The organism is Mesorhizobium sp. WSM3873, from assembly GCF_001672445.1.
Taxonomy (GTDB): Bacteria; Pseudomonadota; Alphaproteobacteria; order Rhizobiales; family Rhizobiaceae; genus Mesorhizobium.
The window spans coordinates 1-21,978 of sequence record NZ_LYTM01000005.1 but is presented as its reverse complement, the minus strand read 5'-3'; the positions used below and the strand labels follow the sequence as shown (position 1 = coordinate 21,978).

General features: G+C 60.9%; 14 protein-coding genes and 2 pseudogenes. 4 read left to right on the top strand and 12 right to left on the bottom strand.

From position 1 onward, the window contains the following. The 12 genes and pseudogenes from A9K71_RS04620 to A9K71_RS31125 all read right to left on the bottom strand — a co-directional run bounded on the left by A9K71_RS04620 (nucleotide 1) and on the right by A9K71_RS31125 (nucleotide 15,016). On the bottom strand, nucleotides 1–1,569 hold the full coding sequence (locus A9K71_RS04620) for a hypothetical protein (protein ID WP_082980339.1): 1,569 nt from the start codon (nucleotides 1,567–1,569) through the stop codon (nucleotides 1–3). Further along, a complete protein-coding gene (locus A9K71_RS04615) occupies nucleotides 1,566–3,425 on the bottom strand; it encodes a hypothetical protein (RefSeq protein ID WP_066991042.1) in 1,860 nt (619 codons plus the stop codon). Before A9K71_RS04615 ends, A9K71_RS04620 begins: the two co-directional genes overlap by 4 nt. Continuing rightward, entirely contained in the window at nucleotides 3,422–4,240 is an 819-nt protein-coding gene (locus A9K71_RS04610) for a phosphoadenosine phosphosulfate reductase family protein (protein ID WP_197504181.1), read from the bottom strand. The genes A9K71_RS04615 and A9K71_RS04610 overlap by 4 nt, the downstream gene beginning before the upstream one ends. Next, nucleotides 4,237–7,701, bottom strand: a complete 3,465-nt coding sequence (locus A9K71_RS04605; RefSeq protein WP_066991036.1) for a hypothetical protein — start codon at nucleotides 7,699–7,701, stop codon at nucleotides 4,237–4,239. The genes A9K71_RS04610 and A9K71_RS04605 overlap by 4 nt, the downstream gene beginning before the upstream one ends. Next, nucleotides 7,694–8,644 (bottom strand): DUF4007 family protein, encoded by a 951-nt coding sequence (locus A9K71_RS04600; RefSeq protein ID WP_066991033.1) that lies wholly within the window; start codon nucleotides 8,642–8,644, stop codon nucleotides 7,694–7,696. The genes A9K71_RS04605 and A9K71_RS04600 overlap by 8 nt, the downstream gene beginning before the upstream one ends. A gap of 10 nt (nucleotides 8,645–8,654) precedes the next feature. Beyond that, complete coding sequence (locus A9K71_RS04595; protein WP_082980338.1) at nucleotides 8,655–9,878, bottom strand: HNH endonuclease domain-containing protein; 1,224 nt, start codon at nucleotides 9,876–9,878, stop codon at nucleotides 8,655–8,657. Next, complete coding sequence (locus A9K71_RS04590; RefSeq protein ID WP_066991027.1) at nucleotides 9,878–11,128, bottom strand: DNA sulfur modification protein DndB; 1,251 nt, start codon at nucleotides 11,126–11,128, stop codon at nucleotides 9,878–9,880. The genes A9K71_RS04595 and A9K71_RS04590 overlap by 1 nt, the downstream gene beginning before the upstream one ends. Further along, the gene (locus A9K71_RS04585; RefSeq protein ID WP_156752583.1) at nucleotides 11,125–11,592 is read right to left on the bottom strand and encodes a GIY-YIG nuclease family protein; all 468 of its coding nucleotides are present in this window, start codon (nucleotides 11,590–11,592) and stop codon (nucleotides 11,125–11,127) included. The genes A9K71_RS04590 and A9K71_RS04585 overlap by 4 nt, the downstream gene beginning before the upstream one ends. Before the next feature lie 1,129 nt (nucleotides 11,593–12,721). Further along, the gene (locus A9K71_RS29775; RefSeq protein WP_082980336.1) at nucleotides 12,722–12,820 is read right to left on the bottom strand and encodes a winged helix-turn-helix transcriptional regulator; all 99 of its coding nucleotides are present in this window, start codon (nucleotides 12,818–12,820) and stop codon (nucleotides 12,722–12,724) included. Between the two features lie 261 nt (nucleotides 12,821–13,081). Beyond that, nucleotides 13,082–14,144, bottom strand: a pseudogene (locus A9K71_RS32980) (DUF4158 domain-containing protein); the annotation flags it as partial. Continuing rightward, nucleotides 14,130–14,720, bottom strand: a pseudogene (locus tag A9K71_RS32975) (ATP-binding cassette domain-containing protein); the annotation flags it as partial. The pseudogenes A9K71_RS32975 and A9K71_RS32980, both read right to left, overlap by 15 nt. A gap of 131 nt (nucleotides 14,721–14,851) precedes the next feature. Next, a complete protein-coding gene (locus A9K71_RS31125) occupies nucleotides 14,852–15,016 on the bottom strand; it encodes a hypothetical protein (RefSeq protein WP_156752582.1) in 165 nt (54 codons plus the stop codon). Between the two features lie 767 nt (nucleotides 15,017–15,783). Here A9K71_RS31125 and A9K71_RS31885 point away from each other — a divergent pair. The 4 genes from A9K71_RS31885 to A9K71_RS04565 all read left to right on the top strand — a co-directional run. Next, the gene (locus tag A9K71_RS31885; RefSeq protein WP_197504180.1) at nucleotides 15,784–16,335 is read left to right on the top strand and encodes a hypothetical protein; all 552 of its coding nucleotides are present in this window, start codon (nucleotides 15,784–15,786) and stop codon (nucleotides 16,333–16,335) included. Between the two features lie 51 nt (nucleotides 16,336–16,386). Further along, a complete protein-coding gene (locus tag A9K71_RS04575; RefSeq protein ID WP_066991021.1) occupies nucleotides 16,387–18,306 on the top strand; it encodes a potassium transporter Kup in 1,920 nt (639 codons plus the stop codon). A 576-nt stretch (nucleotides 18,307–18,882) separates the two neighbouring features. Further along, complete coding sequence (locus A9K71_RS04570) at nucleotides 18,883–19,269, top strand: ectoine synthase (protein ID WP_066991018.1); 387 nt, start codon at nucleotides 18,883–18,885, stop codon at nucleotides 19,267–19,269. Nucleotides 19,270–20,005: 736 nt separating this feature from the next. Next, a partial coding sequence (locus tag A9K71_RS04565; RefSeq protein ID WP_245299517.1) for an amino acid adenylation domain-containing protein occupies nucleotides 20,006–21,978 on the top strand: 1,973 nt, incomplete at its 3' end.

Genomic DNA, 21,978 nt, shown 5'->3' with positions numbered 1-21,978 from the left:
TCAGCGCTCCACCGAGAAGGGATTTACGACGTAGGCGCAGCCGTCCGACAGACGCTGCAACAGCCCCATACTGGCGAGCCGCGCCTCGAGTCGAGCACGGTTGCGTTCGAACGCCGCGGCGTCGAATTCCACCGGGTCTAGCGCGGCGCGTGCTTCGGTTTCACCGAATACGAGGCCATAGTGTTCGTGGAGGTCGGCAAGAAAACGTTTGAATTCGAGCCGCTGAGCAACACGGGCAATGACTAGCGTCTTGAGCAGCGCATCATTGGGCGCGTAGCGTGTGCGATTGGTACCGCGCGACGAGGCAAGACCGATCTGCCGCGCATAGCTGCTGTGGACCCGGCCGGCGCCCACCTCGTGTTTCTCTTCCACTTCGCGGCGGAGATTGGCGATGAGGTCGTGCGGCGCCGTTCCGCGGCCTGCCTTCTCGCGATAATGGAAGCGTGCTTCGATCAGGTCCGCGGCGCGATCGGCACGTTCCTGATCGGAGACCTCGTCGCTCAGCAGCGCCATCCATTCCGGTTCCTCCTCAAACCTGTCGATCGCTCCGTCGAGCGCGCGCAATGTCAGGCTGTCATTGTCCTGGTAGGAGACGATCGAGCGCTGACGCACGAATTCGCGCTTCAGCGCGATGAGTTCGCATACCAGCGGCGGCCGCACGGCACGGCCCGCCAGCGCCGCGGCGGTCTCGAGCTGGTAGAGGATGACATGGAACGCCCCGATCGGAACGAGATGCGCAAACGCGTCCTGCGCGGGAAGGCCGAGCGCGAAGATCGCCAGCCAGTCATCCGCCAACCGATTGAACGCGGGATGTTGCCGGTAGGGGAGATAGGTCTCGCCTTTCTGGTCGCGGTTGGGATCATCATCGCCAGGTGCGGAAAGCCGGGCTATCAGCCGGTTCTTGGGCTGCTCCAGATCGAACAGCGCGGCGAACGGCGCGCGGAGCTCGAAACCGCGCTCGGCGCGGCTCGCCATCATGTAAAGGATTTCGCCGGTACGGCCAAAATTGTTGAAGTCAGCGGTGATCGCGCCGGTCTTTTCATTGTAGGTGGCGTCACTGAAGAGCGCGTCCACGCCGAAAGGGAAGATGAAGCGCGACGAACTACGGCGGTTCGATTCGTTCTCGAGTGTGGTCTGACGCACTAGACCCACTAGTTCGGCGAAATCGCGAAAGCTGCTGAAGCGGTCGCGAAGGTAGCCGAAGTCGGTACCCGCGCTCAGGCCCTGCATCGTTTCGAGCCATTCGCTCCACTGGCTGTCGCTGTCGTCCGATGTCGCTGCGATCCGCTCCATCTCGTCATTGCTGAAGAGGATGGCGCGCAAGCCCAAGCGGAAACGCATCTTGTAAGGGTGGAGCGTGTCGGGCGCGCGCGGCGAAAAGGCGGCGTCCGCGTCCATGCGATGAAAGGCCTCCGCCACGTTCAAAAATTCTAGAAACAGCAGCCAGGGCGTCTGGCGGGGCCACAAGCGATGGCCGAACAGCGCTTCCTCCACCCAGACGGTACTTTGTCCAGGCGCGCCCGATGCTGTGGCAACTTCGGCCCGATTGCCTTGCGCCAGGAAATTCATAGCCGTATCCCAAGCTGCCGCGTCGCGAACGCGCCATCTGCGCCGGTACTCAGGATCGACAACAGCACCGAACGACCCTGGTTGATCCGGTAGAAGTCGGAAAGCACGCGGGTCTTGAAGGAGATGATGTCCTCATAGCATTCTTTCGAGAAGCTCGAGGGCAGGGCGCCGTGTGCCACGCGCATCAGAAATTCGAATCGCATCAGCGTGAGCGGCAGGGCTGCGTCGTGATCCTGGCGCAGATGGACGTGTAGCACTGGGACGTGACGATCCGGGTCGAAGCCCAAGCTGAGTCCCGAGCCGTTGAAGTCGAGTTCGATCGGAACAGCGTTGAGATAGAGATCGCTCACCCGCGCGGTGGTGAAGTCGAGGCCGGTGGTGAGATAGAGCTTGTCGAGCGCGCCGGCGAGCATGCCGGTCCAGACACGGTTCAGCCCCTGAACGAGCCGCGCGATCAGCCCCGGATTGACTGCACGGCTCGCGCGCAAGGGAGCGAGAAGCTGGCTGCGATAGGCACCGGCCGATTGGAAGACACTCAACTGCCAGGGATCGAACCTCGGATCCTCCTCGGTCAGTCGGAAAAACAGCCGCCGGCGCTCTGCGATCAGCCCGGCGTGAAACTCATCGGCCGCCCCGCGATCCTCATCGGCTTCGAGATAGGCTTCGCGCAGCCGCTCGAACACCGGGTTCACGCCATATTGCGTGTCGTCGGCAAGCAGACGTTGGTGATGTGGCTGGAGGTCGGCGTCATTCTGTCCGAAAACCAGAAGAGCATCGAGTGCATTGCTGGTCTCAAGTCCGATGCGAAACCCGGTGAGGAAGCGAAAGACCGCGAAGCGCTCGCGCCTCGCTTCGGTCAGATTGGCGCCGAGCAGATTGTCGTAGAGACACGCATCATGGTGCCGGCCGTCGCGCACCATGTCGCGAAGCGCATCGGGGCGTGCCACCCCGTCGCCGCCTTTATAGCCAAGTAGGCCGTTCACAAGGAGCAGCAGGACCTCGCGGATGGAAACGTGAAAGCCATTGCTGTCGCACAACTCGCCAAGCCCCTGCAGCCGTTCGCGAATGCGCGGCTCATGGAGTAGTTGAAAGTTCCTAGTGAGGGGCGAAGCAGGGCTAAACGCGGGATCGCTGGCCTCGTCGTCGAAGCACGCCCATTCCGCGCGGCCGAGTAGGCAATCGAGTGCGCGCTCCAGCAGCTCGCGCGTCGACATGCGGCTCAGGTTGAGAAACAGCAGCGCGGCGCCCGCCTGGCTGCGGTGGTCGCGTGTTAGCAGCGTCTCGATGAGCGGCTTGACCCGCGTGTCGGCGCTATCCGGCAGCGAATCGAAAGCCTGGACGAGTTTGCCGTCATTAGCGGCGAGAACGAAATATTCGCGCGGTTCAGGATCGAACACCGACCGCGCGAAGCGGTTGAGTAAGTCAATCTGCTCGGGCATCCAGGGTCGGCGCTGTTCAGGCGTGAAGCCGCTAAACTCAAAGATGAAGTGAAGCGTACGTTCGCCATCCGGCGTCTCGAGCGCGACCTTGCCGTAATTGCTGCGGTCCCGCCCGGCCTTACGGCTCTCGTCGCCGGTCAGCCGATGCCACAGCTCGCTACACAGGCTTGTTTTTCCATCGCCCGCGGTTCCGGTCAGGATGATGTTGGTGAGCCGCCCCTCTGCCGGTGCGATCGCTTTTGCGAGCGCCTCCGCCTCGGGATGCTCGAAGGCGAGCGGTGCTACGCCATGCGCCTGCGCCTGCCGCGCTACGGTTTCGGCATACATGCCGTCGATCTTGTTGATCGGACCATAGCTGCGCAGAAACGAGATCCAGCGCTCACCCGGCGTGGCATGCCCCTGCGGTGAACCGCTCATAGTTGGCAAATCATGCAGCCGTCACGCGGCGTGGCCTCGGTCTCCAGGCCACCGAGCACGTCGACAAGTGGTCGCTGGGTGCGCCGCGCGCGCTTGCGCTGCTGGCTGCGTTCCCAATTCTCCTCGATCGCCGCCATGCGCTCGGGGCGCTCGAGCTGATTGAGCGGCTCGTCGGTCCAATAGAAGACCTGGCCGTTCACGCGGTTGGGCTTTTCATAGGCCTTAGCCTCTTCGAACAGCTCAGGATAATGCTGCTTCAGGCGCACCCATTCGATCTTCTGCTGATAAAAGCAGAAGAAGCAGCCCGAGCGAGTGCGACCCCACGCGGTATATGGCGGCATGCCAAGCCCGGAATCGGTCAGGATGCGCACAACGCCAGCATAGTCGATCCCGTCGTCGCGGAACGGAAAGACCGCGCGGATATTGGGCTTGTGGCTGATATAGCCTACCCGTTCCTCGTCGGCGCGAATGCCGACATAGTTGACGCAGGGTTCGTCGCCGATATAGGCTTCGAACGGCTTGAGCTTCAGGTAGTCGGTGCACCAGCGCCGCCGTCCGGAGGGAAGAACGCCCCCCTTGGTGCGCAGAATGTCGTCGAACCCCTGACGTGTGGTGGTGCGGATCACACGCTGCCCGAGATAGGATTCGAGCCGCTCAATATAGGCGACCGTGTCGGGCAGTTCCTTGCCCGTATCATGGAAGATATATTCCATGTTCGGCACGCGGTCGCGCAGGTGGATGGCGAGCGCAGTGCTGTCCTTGCCGCCCGAAAGGCTCAGAATATGGCGAACTGAGGGGCCGTCCCAATTGATCACGATGTCGATCCTACCTTTGATGAGGTCTCTACGTCGGCGTCTTCGTCGTCAGCGGCGGCCAGAAGCAATCGCGCGGCTGCAATCCGTCCGATCCGGCCAGTGCGCTCCAGCAGCGGCGCGAGCTCAGTCTCGGCGCGCTTGATGGCGGCTTCCTGCTCGGCAGTGGTGCGGAAGATCCGCTCGATCTGACGGCCATCAGCGCAGGTCACCGCGATCCGATAGGCGCTGTCGTCATCGCCCTGGCCTGGGAAGTGAATCGTCTCCACCTGACGGAAGCGCCGAGTGAAGAAGGCGAGCCGCTGGTGAAATTCCTCTTCGTCGCTGTCGGTCCAGCGTTCAGCCGGCTTGCGGGCGACGAAGCTGGCGATCGACTCGAGCCAAGCAGTGTCGTCGAGCTTCTCATCGGCGAGTCGCAGCACGAATGCGCGCAATTCAGGCTCCACCAGCGCGGGAACGAGCGCGCGCCCGCGCAAGAGGACCGGCGGGCGCAGTTTTGGAAGGTCCTCGTCGGTCTCAAGGGCCGCGCCGATCGCCGCGGCGAGGCGATTGAGAAGGCGTGGATAGGCGTCGCGCAGCTCGCGGATCGCCCCGGCCATCGCTTTCACATAGCGGGCCACCGCTTCGCTTCCAGGAAGCGTCTCCGGGCCAATCGCCTCGATATCGAACGCCTTGGGAAGGTCAGTGAACAGTAGGGCGCTGGGGTCGCGTCCGCTGAGCAGCGCGCCGCGCGCAGCAAGCGTAGCGGGGGACAGGCGGCGGGTCCGGCGCGAATGGTCAGGGAGCTGCTTGCCGACAAAGGTCATCAGCGGCCGAACGATGTCGAGCAACGCTGGGCGTTCGCTCAGCCGGGTCTCGAGCGCTGCGCCAAGCTGGACATAAAGCTCGGCCCGCACTCCTTCGATCGCACAATGCTGAAACTCGAAATGCTCGGGCTCTTTGGTGATGCGGGTAAATTCGGGGCCGCCCACCTGCTCGAGATATGTGCCGTCCTCATAGACCGCGGTCTCGTGCCAGGTCGCGCGCAAATAGATCGCGATCACCAGCGGGATAAGCCCGTCGCGCATACCGAAATCCGTGCCGCGCAGGCGGGTTGCCAGCACTTCATAGCCCACCGGCTTGTCCACGGCCTTGAGAATACGCGCGATTGCGTTGAGCGCCGGCGCGAAATTCAGCCGGTCCTCACCCCCTTCCGGGATGCGGACTTCCCACCGGCCTTCGCGCTGCACATGGATGCCGCCCTTCTGCAGCACGGACAGATAGATCGCGCGCTCGGGTGGGGTGTTCTGACTCGACAGGCCGAGGCCGGGCTGATCGGCGTTGGTGGCGAGCGCTTCGATGAGCAGGCTGCGCGCGCGCGCAGCAGCCGTGCTCAAGGTCCGGCGATTGATGAGCTCATTGCTGACCCGTGGGCACAGCGAAAAGGCGCGATCGCACAGATCGGAGAGATGCGAGACAAAGCTACGCGACGAGGCGAACTGGCGCTCACCATCGCGATCGCGCCAGCGAATGCCGACCGCAGCACTGCCGCGCACATCGAGCAGGCCGCCGAGGGTGCGGGTGAGACGTTCCTCGGCAAGTGCCAGCTGCCGCGAAACCTCAGTGCGTGCGATGCGGTCGCCGGCCAGCGCCGGGACATGATCGCGCACCCAGCGCCAGGCGAGCACATCGCACAGCAGCGGGTCGAGACCGGCGGTGGGGCGCGGCAGACCTACGACGGTCGTCTCGGGAAGTGTGCAATGCGCAAGCCGGCCCCAGGCGTCCTCACGCGCCTGCTCGGTGGCGGAGAGCAACAGCACAACCCGCCCGTCCGGAGCATGAGTGTCCGGTTCGATTGCGGTTTGGACCTCCTGCTCGAAGCGGCCGCTGTCGAGGCAGATGAGCTCGAAATGCCGAAGCGCGCCCCGCTCGACATAATGGCGCCGCGCGACGATCGGGTCGGTGCGCACAAGTCGCTTTAAATGGTCGAACGTCTTGTCGATCGGACCGATCGCCCGCTCGGCTGCAGCGAAGGCCTGGTCCAGATCAACGCTGGTATGCGGCCATAGGCACAAAGCGCCGGCGACACCGCGGTCATAGAGGATGCGGGCTTCGTGCGAGAGCCGTGTGATCGCCGCCCTGGCGCGGTCGTTCGCACGCTTGTCCATCCCGGCCACGGCGAGGAGCACGGCCTCACGCGTGGGCGGGAGCGACGGGTCGTCGATGAGGTTGAGGAGCGCCACCGTCTTGAGCACGGCCTCCTCGTCTGGTGCTCGCGTCTCGGCCGAGCGTAATATCTCCCGGATCTGGTTCCAGCGCGTGGCATGGGCGCCCGAGCCGAGCAGGCTGGCGAAATTGGCGGAGAGATAGTCGAAGAAGTCGTGCAGCCGATACGGTCTGAACCCGTCTACCGGCCGCTGGGCATGGGCCATCAGTCCGAACGGTTCAGTGGAGGAGAGGAAGCTGAACAGAGACCGCTCATTCTGGCCAAAGCGGCGCATTGCCCGGCTGATCACGGGGAGTACGGTCGCATCGAGTGGAAGCAATGCCGGCGCGAGGTCGACCATCGCGGCCCGGCTGACGCCGCTGCCATACCAATTCTGGTCGAGCGCACTCGCCATTGTGCGCTCGGCGGCACGCACCAGCGGCGCAGAGCAGGCGTTGACATCCACGTCGAGCGCGGCGGCGATCAACGTTGCGGCCTGCTCGAGCGGCGGCGAGAACACCACTTCCTCGTAGCGGCCCGCCACCTTCTCCCATTCGCGGCGATGCGCGCTAGTAAGCTGACTCGCATAGCCTGCGATCGCCTGGTGCACGATCGCCACCACCATCACCGGCTGATCGCCGCTGCGCGCTGCGAGCTCAGCCAGATGCTGCAGGAGATAGATATCGTCGGCCTCATGCTGGGTCGCGGCGAATTCTAGATTCTTGCCAAGTTCATCGAGGATCACCAGCAGGCCAGCCGCCTTGCCGTCCGCGATAAGCGCCGCGCGCAACGCGTCCAGCGCCGCCACCACGTGCGGCGGCTCGGGTGTCACATTGAGCGCGGTGTCAAGCGCGCGCGGGATGCGCGCAAAGCGCCGCTTTGCCGTGGTACGCAAAGCGCGCAGGACGCTTTGGCCTACCGGCTCGCGCTCGCCCACCACGAGCACAGGCTCGAGCCGCCGCGTGGCGCTATAGTCCTGCAATTCCTGGGGTAGCAGCTTCTTCTCGGCGAGCCCAAGCCGCGCGAGCGCCAGCGCAAAGCTGGATTTGCCCGAGCCATAGTCGCCTGTCAGACGCCAGGCGCGTTCCGTCGAGCCACTGCGGAAACCGGCAGCCAGCCGCTGCGCGGTGGCGCGGATGAACGGTGTCACCACATAATAGAGGCTGGCATGAGGGTCGGCGAAATCGCGCTCGATCTGCACCGAGCGCAGATGATGCGGGCGCACCTGCAGCAGGGCCTCGAAGCGTGAATCCGGCGTGCGGGTCCCGGCATCAAGCATCAATCAACTCCGCAGCGGGCTGCTGGCGGAACAGATCGCGCAGCAGTTGCGTCGCGGCCGGGCACGCGGCGCGGCGCAACATAAATTGGTTGAAGCTCTCAATGAGCTCGATTCGGGCGCCGCGGCCGGAGGCAAGTCGCATCACACGCGCCAGCACCTCCTCTTCGGGCATGCGGAAAACGCGCCCCGGTGCGCCATGGCCAAAAGCGATCGAGGAAAGCGAAACGGTCTCTTCGAATTCGAAGGTATTGCTCCACCAGTCATGCAGACAATAGGCGAACAGGGCGTCGCTGATTATTGGCTTGGGATCAAGATCGAAGGCGAAGACTGGTTCGCGGCGACCCTGCGCAGTCTCGCGATCGCCAGCGCGAACCACCAGGCCGAGCGACGACAGGGGACTATCAATCCCTTCCTCGCCGCGGCCATTGCGGCCCCGCAAATAGGTATGCAGCCAAACGTCGAAATGCTGCCGCGCGCTGATACTCGACAGCGGGCGGACCGCGCGCTCGGCTTCGCGCGCGAACGCGGTCATGACCTCCGACGTAGTGAAGAACCGCTCGCTCCAGCGGTTGATCAGCAACTCCCAGGCGAAGAACGGACTTTCGCGTAGAGTGGCGATGTTCCAGTGGAGTAGCCAGAGCGTCTGCTCGTCCTCAAGGAACCGATCATAGCCGCCGGGGCCGAGCAATGCCTCGCCAAGCGGTGTAAGCGCCCACTTGCCGTCCTTGCGGGCGGCGATGCCGTAGGCCTCGATCCAGACGCGCAGCGATTCGACCATGTTCTTGCCGAGGCCAAGCCGAACTACCCCGCGCAGCGGATCACTGAAGACATCGTCGCCCTCCTGGACGGCTTGCGCGGCCTTGGGCAGCCAAGCGGTCCGGAGCGCGAAGCTTTGGTGCCCGCCAAACCGGTACGACTGCGAATCTGCTGTAGCCTTGTTCACGTTTTACCCTTCACCTCATGTCCCCCCGCGAGCCTAGCAGACGCATGGTTTGACCACCACCCTCGGCGGCAATTTCCTGTGTATCACCGTCCTCAGAGACACTGCGCCAACCTGTTGGAAACCCTTGATTCGCGGCGATTTGTGCGAGGGGGCGGACCAACTGGTGATAGCGGTCCTCGATCCATTGTGGGGTAAGCCCCATCAGTTGCGACGGATCGACGCCGAGAAAGTCGGCATAGGCCTGGGCTAGGCGGCGTGGAAGGCCGGGGCGGCGGAGCACGCGGGCATGCAGCGCGGCGAGTCGCGGCAGATACAAGTCGAGCGCCGGGAGATGGTCGGATTTGTTGCGGTTCACCCCCGGCACGATTGGGGCCAGGTTCCAGAATTCGTCATGAACCACGAACGACCAGGGCAGGAAATGATCAACTTCGAAACGCTTATCGAGCGTCTCGCCGCTGAAGATGTCCGCCAATGCCGGCTCGCCAGCCTGAGCGATGATCTCGGCCCACCACGCCCGAGCCGGGCCAAGCGAGCGACGGCGCGGCAGCTCGAGCTTGTTGACGATACCAGGAACATTGGGGTTGCGCGCCTGAAGGTACCGCGTGAGCTGCTGCTCGGCGAAGCCAAGCACGAGCGCGCGGTTCGCCCCGAGCCAATCGCGCCAGCCCGGCGCGAGCTCCACCAGCACCGCGCCGCGTGTTTCGATCAGCCGATAGGGGCCGCTATCGGCTCGACCAAAGGCACAATCCGACACCGCCACGAGCTCGCGCGAGCCGCGCCGATCGTATGGGGTCGCGCGTGCGGCCTGGGGAAACCAACTGCCCAGGAAGCGGCCGGGCACGAAACGGGCAAGCTCATCGACCCAGTCGGGAAGTGTCGGCCAAGCGCCGAGCGTCCGGGAGAGCCGCGCGGCCGAGGTTCGCGCCGGCAGGCCCGAGCTGGCCTGGAGAACGCGCACGCAGTCCTGCAGGCGGTCGACCTTGCCTAACGACAGCCGGAAGAGAGCCACCGCCGCCCACGCGCGGATGACCATCGCCTGCACCAGCCGGGCCGCGGGCAACGGCCGATCGAATTCCGGCAGCAGATCGATGATCGCGAGCAGCCAGAAGAATTTGTACGAGGAGGTTGTGTCCCGGAACACGGCCCCGAGCTCGCCCGTGCGTAGCGTAGGAGCGAAGACGGGACTGGATAGCGGGATTTCGGCGACGGTAAGGTCTGCGGCAGCCTCTGACATCAGTTGAACCGTGCAGGCAAGCGGACGCTGGCGCCCGGTACGCCTTGTGCCACGGCAAGGCGTTCGCGCAGCTTCGCATCGGCCTGCCGTTCCCCGAGCATATATTGCAGAAGTGCGAGGGCGAGCGAGGCGTTGGCGGTGATCATCCGGTTGCGGCGATCATCCCAGATCACGCCCTTGAACGGCGCCTTGGTCAGCTCGAGCGGGACCTTCGTAACGAGCTTGAAAGTGGCGGCGAGCGTATGCTCCCGTTGCATAGAGGCGATCAGCCGCATCATTATCGTGAGACCAACCGGACGAAACATCAGCCGATTTTTCGGTGCGGCGCGTCCAGCCGGTATCAGCTCGCCGAAACTCTTGCTGCGCATCGCGGTGTCAAGCTCGGAATCGAGCGCGATCAGCCGCTCGAGATAATCGAGGACTTCATCCGCGTAGCGGTTGATAGTGCGGTCGGGCAGGCGGACGCGCGTGGCGAGCTTCAGTTCGTCGTCGCCACGTCTTGCACCGATGTCGCCCAGCACCAGCTTAATGAGGTCGTAAAAATGACCAATCGAGGTCAGGGCGGGCGCTTGAGCGGGAATGCTCGGCGTGAAACGGTCGACGTCGATCTGACCTTGATTGAATAGTACCTGCTCGTCTACGAACCGCCGGGTGAGGATCGCGGCCAGATCGACCTCGTCGAGCGCGATTATGTCGCGCTTCGCCACCGGGACCGCTTTCTTGTTGATAGCCACGAACAAGCTGCGGGTTCGCCGCAACCCCTTGGCATCAGTCTGGTGGGCCACGAACAGGACCGACACGCGATCATCGCCGATCTCGGCGTTCTTCTCGAGCGCGCGTCTGATGCCCGCCAGCCGGTGCTGGCCGTCGAGCGCGAAGAGATTTTCCTTTCCGTTGAATTCGAGATAACCGAGAGCTTCGCGATCCTTGTCGTCGATATCCGACAGGCGATGCGCGTTATTGCGCACCTCTACATCGAAGGGGTGCCATTGGGGGTGGCCGCCATGGACGCCCACCACGAGTGAGTTGAAGAACCGATCCTGGGTCTTGATCAGATAATCCGAAATGTCTTGCGCGCGCGTCTTGTCGTCTAGGCTGCGCTGGATCATCTCGCTCAGCTTGGGATTGTCGTGAATCTCGCGGGCATAGCGCACCCGCTTCTGAAGATCGGCGAGTCGCATCAGCGCTGCATAATAAAGCCAGCTGCCGAACTGGCCTTGGATGGCGGGAAGATAGAGGGCGCTACTCATTGCCATGCATTCCGGCTTGCTTTCACTTCAGCGCTGAAATCGCGCAGCGAATAGGGAGGTAGGAGACTGTCGTTGAGCGCACGTTCGATCTCTCGCAATCGCGGCTTGGCGGCCTCATGCTCGGCGAAGCAGAATTCGGCCTCGCCCCAGAAAACATTCAGGAATTTTCGAACCTGCTTGCGACCGCGCTCACTGTTACGTTCGGTCAAATATTGCATGTAGCGGCTGCGCAGATTTTCGGTCTCGCCGGCATATAGCGGAAACAGGACTTGCGGCAGGCCGCCCAGACTGTTGCCAACGATGAAGCAGTAGAGCCCTGAACTCTCGGGCACGCATGTTGCACCGCCCGCGCGAAACGGGACCACCTGCCAATTGAGCCCATGGTCTTGCGAAAATTGCGCCCAACGGCCGGGATAAACCGCGCACCGGATGATCCGCAGCTCATCGGCCGCGATTTCCTCCAAGAATGCATCCAACGATTCGCCCCCCTGGCCATACCGCTTGGCGAGCCATTGGTAATAGGATGTTCTACGCTTGCGCAAGTGCGACTTGGATCGCGATTGGTGGCAATCATCATGTCTCGCCTTGCGAGGGCACGTCCGTAGGGGGAATGAGGGTCGTGGGGGATGTCAAAATCGTGCATCGCGGCGTGCGCCCGCGAAAGGCCGCGCGGTCAGGCGTTGCCAACGCTCACCGGCGGTCGCATTGGCAACGCTCGCCTTCCTCGTCATCATCCACAAGCTCGAATATTTTGTGAACGCTCGCAAAAGCTTGGGCCTGGGAGCTTCTCTTGGCCATGCTTGTGATGGAGGCATGGTTGGGGGTCCCGGGACTTATCGCTGCGCCGATGTACTACGCCTATATCAAAGACGAGCTAATGATGCGGAAGTTGATCTGAGATCCGACCTCGGTCCCGACAGGAACGGCCGCGGCATTGCTTTTGACCGGACAACAGACGAACACCAAACGCATGCCGAGCTGTGCTCCCGGGCCGCGCGTGGCAGGTATCGCTTGGCAGCTAATCGTAAAAATGCGGTCGTTTCGGTTAGGTTCGACAGCTAATGCGAGAATGGGGTAGCTCAGATTCTCAATTTAACTGCAGCCGCATCAACGTGAAGGTCATGAATTGAATTTCATGCGCCGTCTTGAGTAAATTCGATACCGCTGCGTTGCCGACACTGCTTCTCACATTAAATGCCAATTGCCCGGCTCGACAACGCCTTGATGATGCCCCGGCGACGTGGCCGGGCGACTAGGAATGGGTGTTGATGTCCTGCTCAATCTGCCGTGCTGATTCCAGATGTCGCTTGGCAGTTAATTGCGAGAATGCGGTCGTTTCAGTCATGTTGTGCTGTTAATTGTGAGAATGGCGTAGGCTCGGGTTCTCAATGTAACTGCCATCGTATTAGCGCGAAGGCCGTGCATTCTTTGAAGTTCATCCGCCGTCCTTAGCAAAGTGAACGCCGCCACGTTGCTGACGCTGATTTCTCACATTAAATGCCAATGACCCTGCTCGATTATCAAGTTAAGTGCACATTCTCAAATCAAGTGCGCGACAATCTCATTGAAATCGTTGAAAAGCCATTCTCATAATTAACTGCCAAGCGACAGGAGTTCACCAAAACGTCGGGGGCCGTTGAGGAGTTCGTAGATGATCAGCGGTTTCCACTTTCCGCCGGCCACGTCGACCATCACCTCCGCCGCACAGTTATAGGCGAAGCTCCAAGGATCTACATTATACACCTATAGGCAAAAATATTGCCTACTTGCAAGAACACTTGTGCCATCGATATCCCTTTGGTCATTGGCAAATGTCAGGAGACCGAGAATGAGAGCTGCTTTCTACGATCGGCAGGGCGCCTCCCTGAGGAATGCGTTCCGCCGGGCAGCCGAAGAGGTCTCCGCCTGCGTGGCGGCTGGGGCCTACTGGCCGCAGATCGCGTTCTCCCGTCCGAAGATGAGCCTTCGATGGGCTTGGCTGAGGTTGGTGACCGGGACGCGATCCGGAAGTGCCCGCCGCTTCTCGGCATAGAGCCGTTTCAGCAGTGAAACTGCTGCGAGAAGGGGATCGTGTCGCCGCGTCGATTGGAACGTGAACGCCTGCAAAAACGCGCCGGCATATTTGCTTACGGTTGCATATTGCTCGGCCGCCAAGGCCAAGGGCGACGCCTCGTTGTCCTCGACCATCGATTCGAGCTCAGGCTTGATCCGGAGCAGCCGATGCCATCCAATTTTCTGATCTAGAACCTCCAACGCGTTCCGACCATAGTCGTTGGCGGACTGCAGGGCAGTGATCGTGTCGAGGAACATGCGCAGGGCTTTAGCGGTGTTCGGTCTGCAGTCCATGTGTCGCTGCTTCTTGCGATTATTGGCTTGCGAGAACAGCCGACCCATCAGCTTGATAAACATCGACACTGCATGGTTGGTGAGCTTCTGGCCGAGCTTGATAACCTGCGCCACGATCAAAACGTGCCGGCGACTCGCATTGAAATCGCTGGCCAGCCATGCCGGCGTGGCGTTACCCTCACGGATCATCTGGTCCCACCGTCCAGATGATATGCGCTTGCAATTTCGCGTCGATTTCCAGCTTGCGCAGGAAGGCAATGCGTTCTGTCGGCCCGACCAGGTTTGACGCACCTGGCGCTTCGGGTGCCGAGCGCAGCCAATGAAAGCGGGTTTGGCCGATCGCCGGATCAACCTCCAACAGCCTATCCAATGATTGAAGCGTATCGACCGAGATTTCTTCGATCAGCGCTCTTTCTGCCCGTCGACGAGCAATGGCGCGGGCGGCAAGACCAATGCGTTCGATCGTGTCGATGGCGGGCAGAAGAGACCCACGTTCACGAAACGTGGCGACAAGGGAACTGGCTATCGCAGCACCGTCGTCGGAGATCGTGGCCGTTTGAATCGCAGCCAATAGAGCGGCTCGATGGTCTTGCCCTGTCGCGCTTCTCGTACCCAGATACACCATCAAGCGGGCCGTGTGGTCGCGGCGGGTTTCTTCACGGCGCGCATAGCGGCCTATCCGTATGTGTCCACCCTCAAGCGGGTAGACATTCTGCAGCAGCGCCGCAAGGGTGCTCTTGCCCGAGCCGCTTTCCCCCACCACCGCTGTCATTTCCCCCCGACGGAAGGTGACGCTAAGATCCTCGAAAAGCTCGAGCTGGCTACCATGGCGGAACGTGACCTTCTCCAGGTGGATGTCGCCAATGTCGGATTTGTCGGCATTGATGCCGCCACCGCTTTCCGGCTCCAGGTCGAAGATCTCGAACAGGCGATCCGCCGCGATAAAAGCATCCTGAACGATTCGGTTGGTCTGGATCAGACTGGCAACCGGCCGGGTGACATAGCCCAGCAAGGTGTAGCAGGACAGTAATTCGCCGGGCGTGACGGTTTGATCGAGGGCAAGCGTCGTTACGAACCACAGCAGCACGATGGTGAATACAATTGCGAGGAAAGTCGAGGTACTGTCTCCAAAGATCGAGATCAGGCCGGAGCTGTAGACGAAATGCAGCATCTTGATGAAGCGGGTCTCCACCTTGAAGTTCGCGAAGCTCTCCATGCCGGAGATCTTGATCGTGGAGACAGCTCCGGCCAAAAAGGCGTTCTGTAGCTTATTCCCAACCCAACTGAGAGTGCGTCGGCTTATGCGACAAACCAGACGACACCTGCCTGGAGGTGACCGAGGCTAACCCCATGCAGTTGCGAATATTGTCGATCGTCTTAATGATGCTTAAGGTATCTTTCCAAGGCTGCTATAGCCAGTCCTAACGCAGCAACTGCGCCAAATCCTGCCACCGCTGCCCAGAACCACCACACTCCGGACGTTGCACATGCTTCTTCGCGCGTTAACTCGGTCACACCACAGGCTTGCATATTGGTCTTCATTTTTTCTCCTTTCCTAGAGCTCGAAATCACAGGATGAAGTAATAATGCACCGTAGCAGCGTGTGCCGCCGCACAACGAGATCATCAAAGGTCGTGCCAACTGCACAGGAAACCGCAAAACAGCGCTCATGCATTTTGTTTCAACGGCTTAGTGGTGAGCGGGGCTGCACATCGGGGCGAACAGCACAGTGTCACGAACTCGACAAAACCGACAAAGATGACCAAAGATCGTTCTGGCCGTCTGGAAAGGATGCTCTCTCCATTGTAGATGGATACGTCAGGGGAGGTAAGATATTGTTCCCCTAGCCCAGCTAGTGACCAGTAGTAGGCCTATGACTTTTTCTTTGTTAGTTCTAGAATGCCAGCGATTATGACTGCGACGCTAAAAGCTCCAGACAATGCCCAGAGAAGCCACCCGCCAGAAGTTGAGGATGCCTCTTCCCGCGTTAGCTCGGTCACGCCATATACAGACATATCGGTATTCATCGTTTTCTCCTTATAATACATGAAGATCAGTCAAGGTCGACTGCCGGAAGGCAGATCGCCGCCGTGCAAAATGAGAACATCAAGACTCATGCCAACGGCGCAGGAAGCTTCGCGGAGGTTCTAATGCTTCCGAATGGGCGCCGCTTCTGAGGCGATCTCCATTGTGGCCACCATGAACATGTGCGCAAACACCCTCAGAATACTGCCCGTCAACGCATGTCTGGTCCGGCAATCGAATGGGGTCCGAAGCGGGTCGCTCACAACGATTCGAATTGAGCTGCCTTGGCTGAAGGTTCCATCATCGTCATCGTCATCGGCGGCGGCTATTCGGGAATGGTCACCGCCTGGAGTTGCTCCGCGCCCGACGCAGGGCCTGCGGCGAACCGTTTTGCCAGCAATTCGTCTGCTTTCCTGTCCCAGGATGGGGCGGGTTCGGTGAGGAACGGCATGATGTCCACGCCGTCTCCTGGAAAGACAGAGGAATGCGGACGATCGAATCGTTATCTGCGCCGCAAAGTGCGGCCGGTGAGCGGCTTGGCCCTGCGTTCGAATTGGCCACGTCTCGCTAGGATCGAGCATGTAAATGGCTTGCGCAGCAACGGTGCGATCACACTGGAGCAACGGCATCAGGAAACCGCCATCCTTGTGCGCCCCGACACCCTGGTCGCCATCGGTCGCATCGCGGGGGGCACTGTGGCCGAGAACCATTCATTGATCTGGGCGCTGAGGGTTCTGCCGGTGCGCTATTGCTCGTCGGTAGGGCTTCGGGCTGGCGAGTCTGCCAAGGCGAGCAACGACAGGCGATGCCGGCAGACATTACGTTGCGGGACTTGATATTGCAGTGCAACAAGCGTAGAGCACCGCGCGCTTATCGGAGTGTCGTCCATGGCCCTTACCAATGCTGGTAACGAGGCAGAACCTGTCGAACAATCGAGCCATTCTGAGGTCGAGCAGCACAGCACCAAGGTGCTGATGCTGGGCGCACTCGGTGTCGTTTACGGCGATATCGGCACCAGCCCGATCTATGCATTCCGCGAGGCGTTGCATGCATCAGCCGGTGGCAACGTCGCCAACCGTGGCGACATCCTCGGCGTGCTGTCGCTGATCATCTGGTCGCTGACGATCACCGTGACGATCAAATACATCATGTTCGTGCTCCGCGCCGACAATCGAGGCGAGGGCGGAGTGCTGTCGCTTATGGCGCTGGCGCGCAACCGTTTCCCGACCCGCTCGGCGGTGATCCTCGGCATCGGCATCGTCGGCGCGGCGCTTTTTTTCGGCGACGCAGTCATTACGCCGGCAATCTCGGTACTGTCGGCGGTCGAAGGTATGAATGTCGTCACGCCGACATTCCAGCCCTATGTGGTGCCGCTGACACTGGCCATCCTGGCGATCGTGTTTGCGGTACAGCGGTTTGGCACCGGCGGCGTAGGATTGGTGTTCGGGCCCGTTACCGCGCTGTGGTTCCTGGCCATCGGCCTTTCCGGCTTCAACCACATCATGGACGACCCGGAAATCCTGCTAGCAATCAGCCCGCATTACATCGTGTCGTTCCTGGTCAACTCGCCCGAAGTCGCCTTCGTCACGGTTGGTGCGGTTTTTCTCGCCGTCACCGGCGCTGAGGCGCTCTATGCCGACCTCGGCCATTTCGGGCGCAAGCCGATCGTGCTTGCCTGGCTGGCAATCGTGTTTCCTTGCCTGTTGCTCAACTATGTCGGGCAAGGCGCCTTCGTGCTGGCGAATGGCGGTGTCGTCGGTCATCCCTTCTTCGAGATGAACGAAGGCTGGATGCTTATCCCGATGGTGGTGCTGGCGACGGCGGCGACCGTGATCGCCAGCCAGGCGGTGATCTCCGGCGCCTTCTCGCTGACCAGACAAGCGGTGCAGCTCAACATGCTGCCGCGTTTCGTGATCCTGCATACGTCGGAAAAACAGTCGGGCCAAATCTACCTGCCGCGCGTCAACCTGCTGCTGGCGCTGGTGGTGATGCTGCTGGTGGTCGGCTTCGGTGAATCGAGCAGACTGGCCTCGGCCTACGGTATTTCGGTGACCGGCAACATGCTGGTGACGAATATACTGCTTTTTGTTGTGATGACGCGCATCTGGAAGTGGCCGCTCGGCGTCGCGGTCGCCTTGATGGCGGTGTTCGCCTTCGTCGATACCGGCTTCTTTGCCGCCAACATAGTCAAGGTGTTTGAAGGGGGCTGGTCCTCGCTTGCCATTGCCGCAGTTATTGTGCTCACCATGTGGACCTGGATCCGCGGCACCCGCTATTTGTTCGAAAAGACGCGCCGGAACGAGATCCCGCTGGATTTCCTTGCCGGCAACCTGCTGAAGAAGAAGCCGCATCTGGTGTCGGGCACCGCGGTGTTCCTGACCAGCGATCCACTGAGCGCGCCGACCGCGCTGATGCACAGCCTCAAGCACTACAAGGTGCTGCACGAGCAGAATGTCATCCTTTCGGTGGTGACGGCACCGCAGCCGGTCGTGCCCGACAGCGAGCGCGTCAAGATGGAGACGGTCAACGAGCTGTTCATGCGGGTGACGCTGACCTTCGGCTACATGGAGCAGCCTAACATTCCGCGCGCGCTGGCGATCTGCCGCAAGCAGGGCTGGAAGTTCGACATCATGACGACATCCTTCTTCCTGTCGCGGCGCTCGCTCAAGGCATCGCCCAATTCCGGAATGCCGGTCTGGCAGGACAGGCTGTTCATCGGCCTGGCGCGCTCGGCGGCCGATGCGACGGAGTATTTCCAGATCCCAACCGGACGTGTCGTCGAGATCGGGACGCAGGTGGCCGTTTAGGCATGCCGCGGTTGAGCAGAATCAATTGGCATTTTCCGAGCCGGTGAATGCCTGACCGGGCGGAGGCCAACAATGCTTGCGCCCAACTTGGGTCCGGTTTTCCCGGCCCGAAGCTTCCGGCCCCAAAGCCGTCCCTTTACGCCTGCGATCATTCCCGTTCCCCATTGTCTTGCCGACCCACCACTCGAGATGCGCTGAAACGACCTCGCAGGGCAGCAACTTATTCATTTGAACGTAATCGATGTGCCGCAAGTCCTTTGTAAGATTGGCTTCGCTGCCCTGCTAATCCTTCCACTCTCTAATTATCTGAAAAAACAGCCCCAATTTCTATCCCCTTTCTCTACCAGGGTGGCACGAGATTTGCTCCGTAACAGGCTGCGGAGTTGTATTCGTGTGGCGAGGCACAGCGAAGGAAGGAAACAACTTGCCAGATTTGCGACCGAAAACACTTTATGTGGCCGGTAGGGCATTCTGAAACATGCAACGCAGGCGGCAGTACCGCGCAGAAGTGGCAACATCACGGTAGTACGCGCCCTACTTCCGGCTCGGCTGCGGAATACAAAAGGGGATAGTGCTATGATTGTGCGTAGCCTGCAGGATGTTGAAGCGACCGATCACTTCGTCGATTGGGGCAATGGTACTAGCCACCGCCTTCTGACCGAGAAGGACGGCATGGGTTTTAGCATCTGCCACACCGTGGTGCGCGCTAACACGGTCTCGCTTCTGCAATACCGTAATCATCTCGAAGCCTGCTACTGCATCGCCGGAGAGGGCGAGGTCGAGGACATGGACGGGAATGTCTTCCCCATTGGCAAGGGCGACATCTATGTGCTTGATAAGCATGACAAGCATCTTCTGCGCGGGGGCCGAGACAAGGACCTGATCCTCGTAAGTATCTTCAACCCGCCCCTCAACGGAACCGAGCGCCACAGTCTCAACGACCCGGCAGGCTCGGCATATTGAACAAAATAAACCAACGACAGATATCAAACCGCCGCTCAATGCGAGGAACATCCACCTTAGCGACCCAACACCATCCGCATCGCATTCCGCCGACCTCAGCGGAAAAATTGTTTGTTATCTCGTTCACATCGGCTCCGCTTTCTCATTGGTCTTCATTGTAAACGGGGGCTTTCGACGAAGGGTCCCTACCTACGCGGCCGCAAGCGGGGACAGTGATATGTTCCAGGCTCCGCTTGCTTCGGCGAACACATCGGGGAGATTCTGGAAGGCTTGTGCCGATTGAAAGCGCGCTCAAAGGTACGATGTCCGGCGATGTCGGATAAGCCACATAGCAGTGTTCTTGCTATCATGTTCATTGCGAACGATTTCGCCTTTGGCACGATGCATGCGTGATCCTCTAAAAAAAGCACGGACTGAGGAGAAGTCGTCCGCTGACCACGCTCACCGGAAACTCAGACGAGGGAACGGTGGCAACTGCGATACTGTCGGCGACGGTATTGGTGACGGAGGGAGCTTGGCGGGACACTGCAATCTTGATGAAGGTGGTCGCCTTCCGATATTAAGCGATGATGAGGTGCGGAGCATAACTGCCGCCCATGAGAAGCTGGCCCCTTCAGAGTATTTTTGGCGACAGCGGCTAGAGCAGTTTAAAACATCGCAGCTTCCCTTCGTGTCGTCGTCCGTGGCTAAGACGCCGCCCAGATGGCAGTCGAGTTCGGGCGTCATTCCAAGTGCTTTGGCCAAGCTGTCGCCATTCGATCGCACGGAATACTTGGTAACGGCTTGGCTGATCTATCTCGCCCGCATCACGGGAGAAGCAGAGCTTCAACTGGGATGCACGCCTGCATGGGATAGATGGCAGGCCAGTTCGAAAGCGGTGGAGATGCTTATCGCCTCTGTCGTGCCGATCGAAGTTACCATTGATCTTGCACATAATTTTGAGGAAGTGCGCGGGGCGGTGGTGGCCGAATTCGCTCGGCTGACGGAGCACGGCAGCTTCGCGCGGGATCTTATCGCGCGCTGCCCGACATTGCGAGGTGTGGAGGCACTACGATCACACCAGCCCTGGTCGATTGGCATTACGATTACAGCAGATAGCTGTTCTGCCGCTAGCGATCTAGCTTCGAACGCGAGTTCTGAGACAACCCTGTCCGGTGATTTGCTGACATTCGAGCTTTGCACTCTGGATGGGAGCTTTCGATGGCACTTTGATGCAAGTCGATTGGCACCGACGCAGATCGACCGTATGACGCAGCATTTGCAAACATTGTTGTGTGGCGTGATGGCCGATGCGGGGCAGCCGGTCGGCCGCATCGATATCCTGCCGGCCGCCGAGCGCACCTATCTGCTGGAGAATCTGAACCGGACGGCGGCCGATTATCGTTCGAACCGATGCATCCATGAGTTGTTCGAGGCGCAGGTGCGCCAAGCGCCGGAGGCGGCGGCGGTGGTCTGTGACGACGAGCGCCTGAGCTACGGCGAGCTCAACGCGCGGGCCAACCGACTGGCCCATCATCTGATCGCCCTTGGGGTCAAGCCGGATCAGCCGGTGGCGATCTGCCTGGAGCGCAGCCTGGCGATGGTGGTGGGGGTTTTGGCGATCCTCAAGGCGGGCGGCGCCTATCTACCGCTGGACCCGGCCTATCCCAGCGCGCGGCTGCGGCAGGTTGTGGACGATGCCGCGCCGCGGCTGCTAGTTTGCGACGGGGCCGGACGCGCAGCACTCGGCCCCGAGGTGCTGACCGATGTGACGGTGGTCGATCTGGATACGGCCACCCCGGCCTGGGCCGAGCGCGCGCCTTCGGACCCGGACCCGCGCACGCTTGGCCTCACATCACGCCATCTCGCCTATGTAATCTACACTTCAGGCTCTACCGGAACGCCAAAGGGCGTCGAAATGTCCCACGGGTCGCTTGTGAACTCGCTCGCGGGGGTTGGCACGTCAAAACTTTGCACACTTCAATTCGCGACCCTGAACTTCGATGTGTCCTCCCAGGAATTGTTCATTTGCTGGAAGGAGGGTGGACTGCTCGTGCTCTTGCGGGAAGAAACCCGCAAGGACTTCTCCGACTTGCTCGAGTTCGTGAAGGGGGAGGCGATCGAGCGGCTTTTCCTTCCATTCGTAGCATTGAACCATTTTGCGGAGGTCTGGGGCGGGCAGCAAGTGCAACTGCCCTCTCTAAGTGAGATCTATACAGCGGGTGAGCAACTGCAGGCTACTCCAGGGCTTAAGGCGTTCTTCGAAGCACATCCAAAGGCGAGATTGATCAATCAATACGGGTCGACAGAAATCAACGTCATTGCCGAGCACCGGCTTGCAGCTGACCCATCATGTTGGCCCCAATTGCCTCCCCTTGGCCGTCCGATAGCGAACACGCGGGTGTACCTGCTTGACGGCCATGGCGCGCCTGTGCCGTTCGGGGCGGTGGGCGAGCTTTACATTGGCGGCGCAGGCGTTGCGCGTGGCTACCTGAACCGGCCCGAGCTGACGGCCGAGCGATTCATCGCCAGCCCGTTTGTGGAGGGCGACCGGCTGTATAAGACTGGCGACCTGGGGCGTTATCTGCCGGACGGCAATCTGGAGTTTTTGGGCCGCAACGACGAGCAGGTGAAGATCCGCGGCTTCCGCATCGAGCCGGGCGAGATCGCGGCGCGGCTTTGCGAGCATGCCTGGGTGCGTGAGGCGGTGGTTGTGGCGCGCCAGGACCG

What these genes read in the sequence shown, in the direction of transcription:
- A9K71_RS04620 (WP_082980339.1), bottom strand. Translation starts at nt 1,569, where the DNA reads ATGAATTTCCTGGCGCAAGGCAATCGGGCCGAAGTTGCCACAGCATCG.
- A9K71_RS04615 (WP_066991042.1), bottom strand. Translation starts at nt 3,425, where the DNA reads ATGAGCGGTTCACCGCAGGGGCATGCCACGCCGGGTGAGCGCTGGATC.
- A9K71_RS04605 (WP_066991036.1), bottom strand. Translation starts at nt 7,701, where the DNA reads ATGCTTGATGCCGGGACCCGCACGCCGGATTCACGCTTCGAGGCCCTG.
- A9K71_RS04595 (WP_082980338.1), bottom strand. Translation starts at nt 9,878, where the DNA reads ATGTCAGAGGCTGCCGCAGACCTTACCGTCGCCGAAATCCCGCTATCC.
- A9K71_RS04590 (WP_066991027.1), bottom strand. Translation starts at nt 11,128, where the DNA reads ATGAGTAGCGCCCTCTATCTTCCCGCCATCCAAGGCCAGTTCGGCAGC.
- A9K71_RS29775 (WP_082980336.1), bottom strand. Translation starts at nt 12,820, where the DNA reads ATGGTCGACGTGGCCGGCGGAAAGTGGAAACCGCTGATCATCTACGAA.
- A9K71_RS31125 (WP_156752582.1), bottom strand. Translation starts at nt 15,016, where the DNA reads ATGAAGACCAATATGCAAGCCTGTGGTGTGACCGAGTTAACGCGCGAA.
- A9K71_RS04575 (WP_066991021.1), top strand. Translation starts at nt 16,387, where the DNA reads ATGGCCCTTACCAATGCTGGTAACGAGGCAGAACCTGTCGAACAATCG.
- A9K71_RS04570 (WP_066991018.1), top strand. Translation starts at nt 18,883, where the DNA reads ATGATTGTGCGTAGCCTGCAGGATGTTGAAGCGACCGATCACTTCGTC.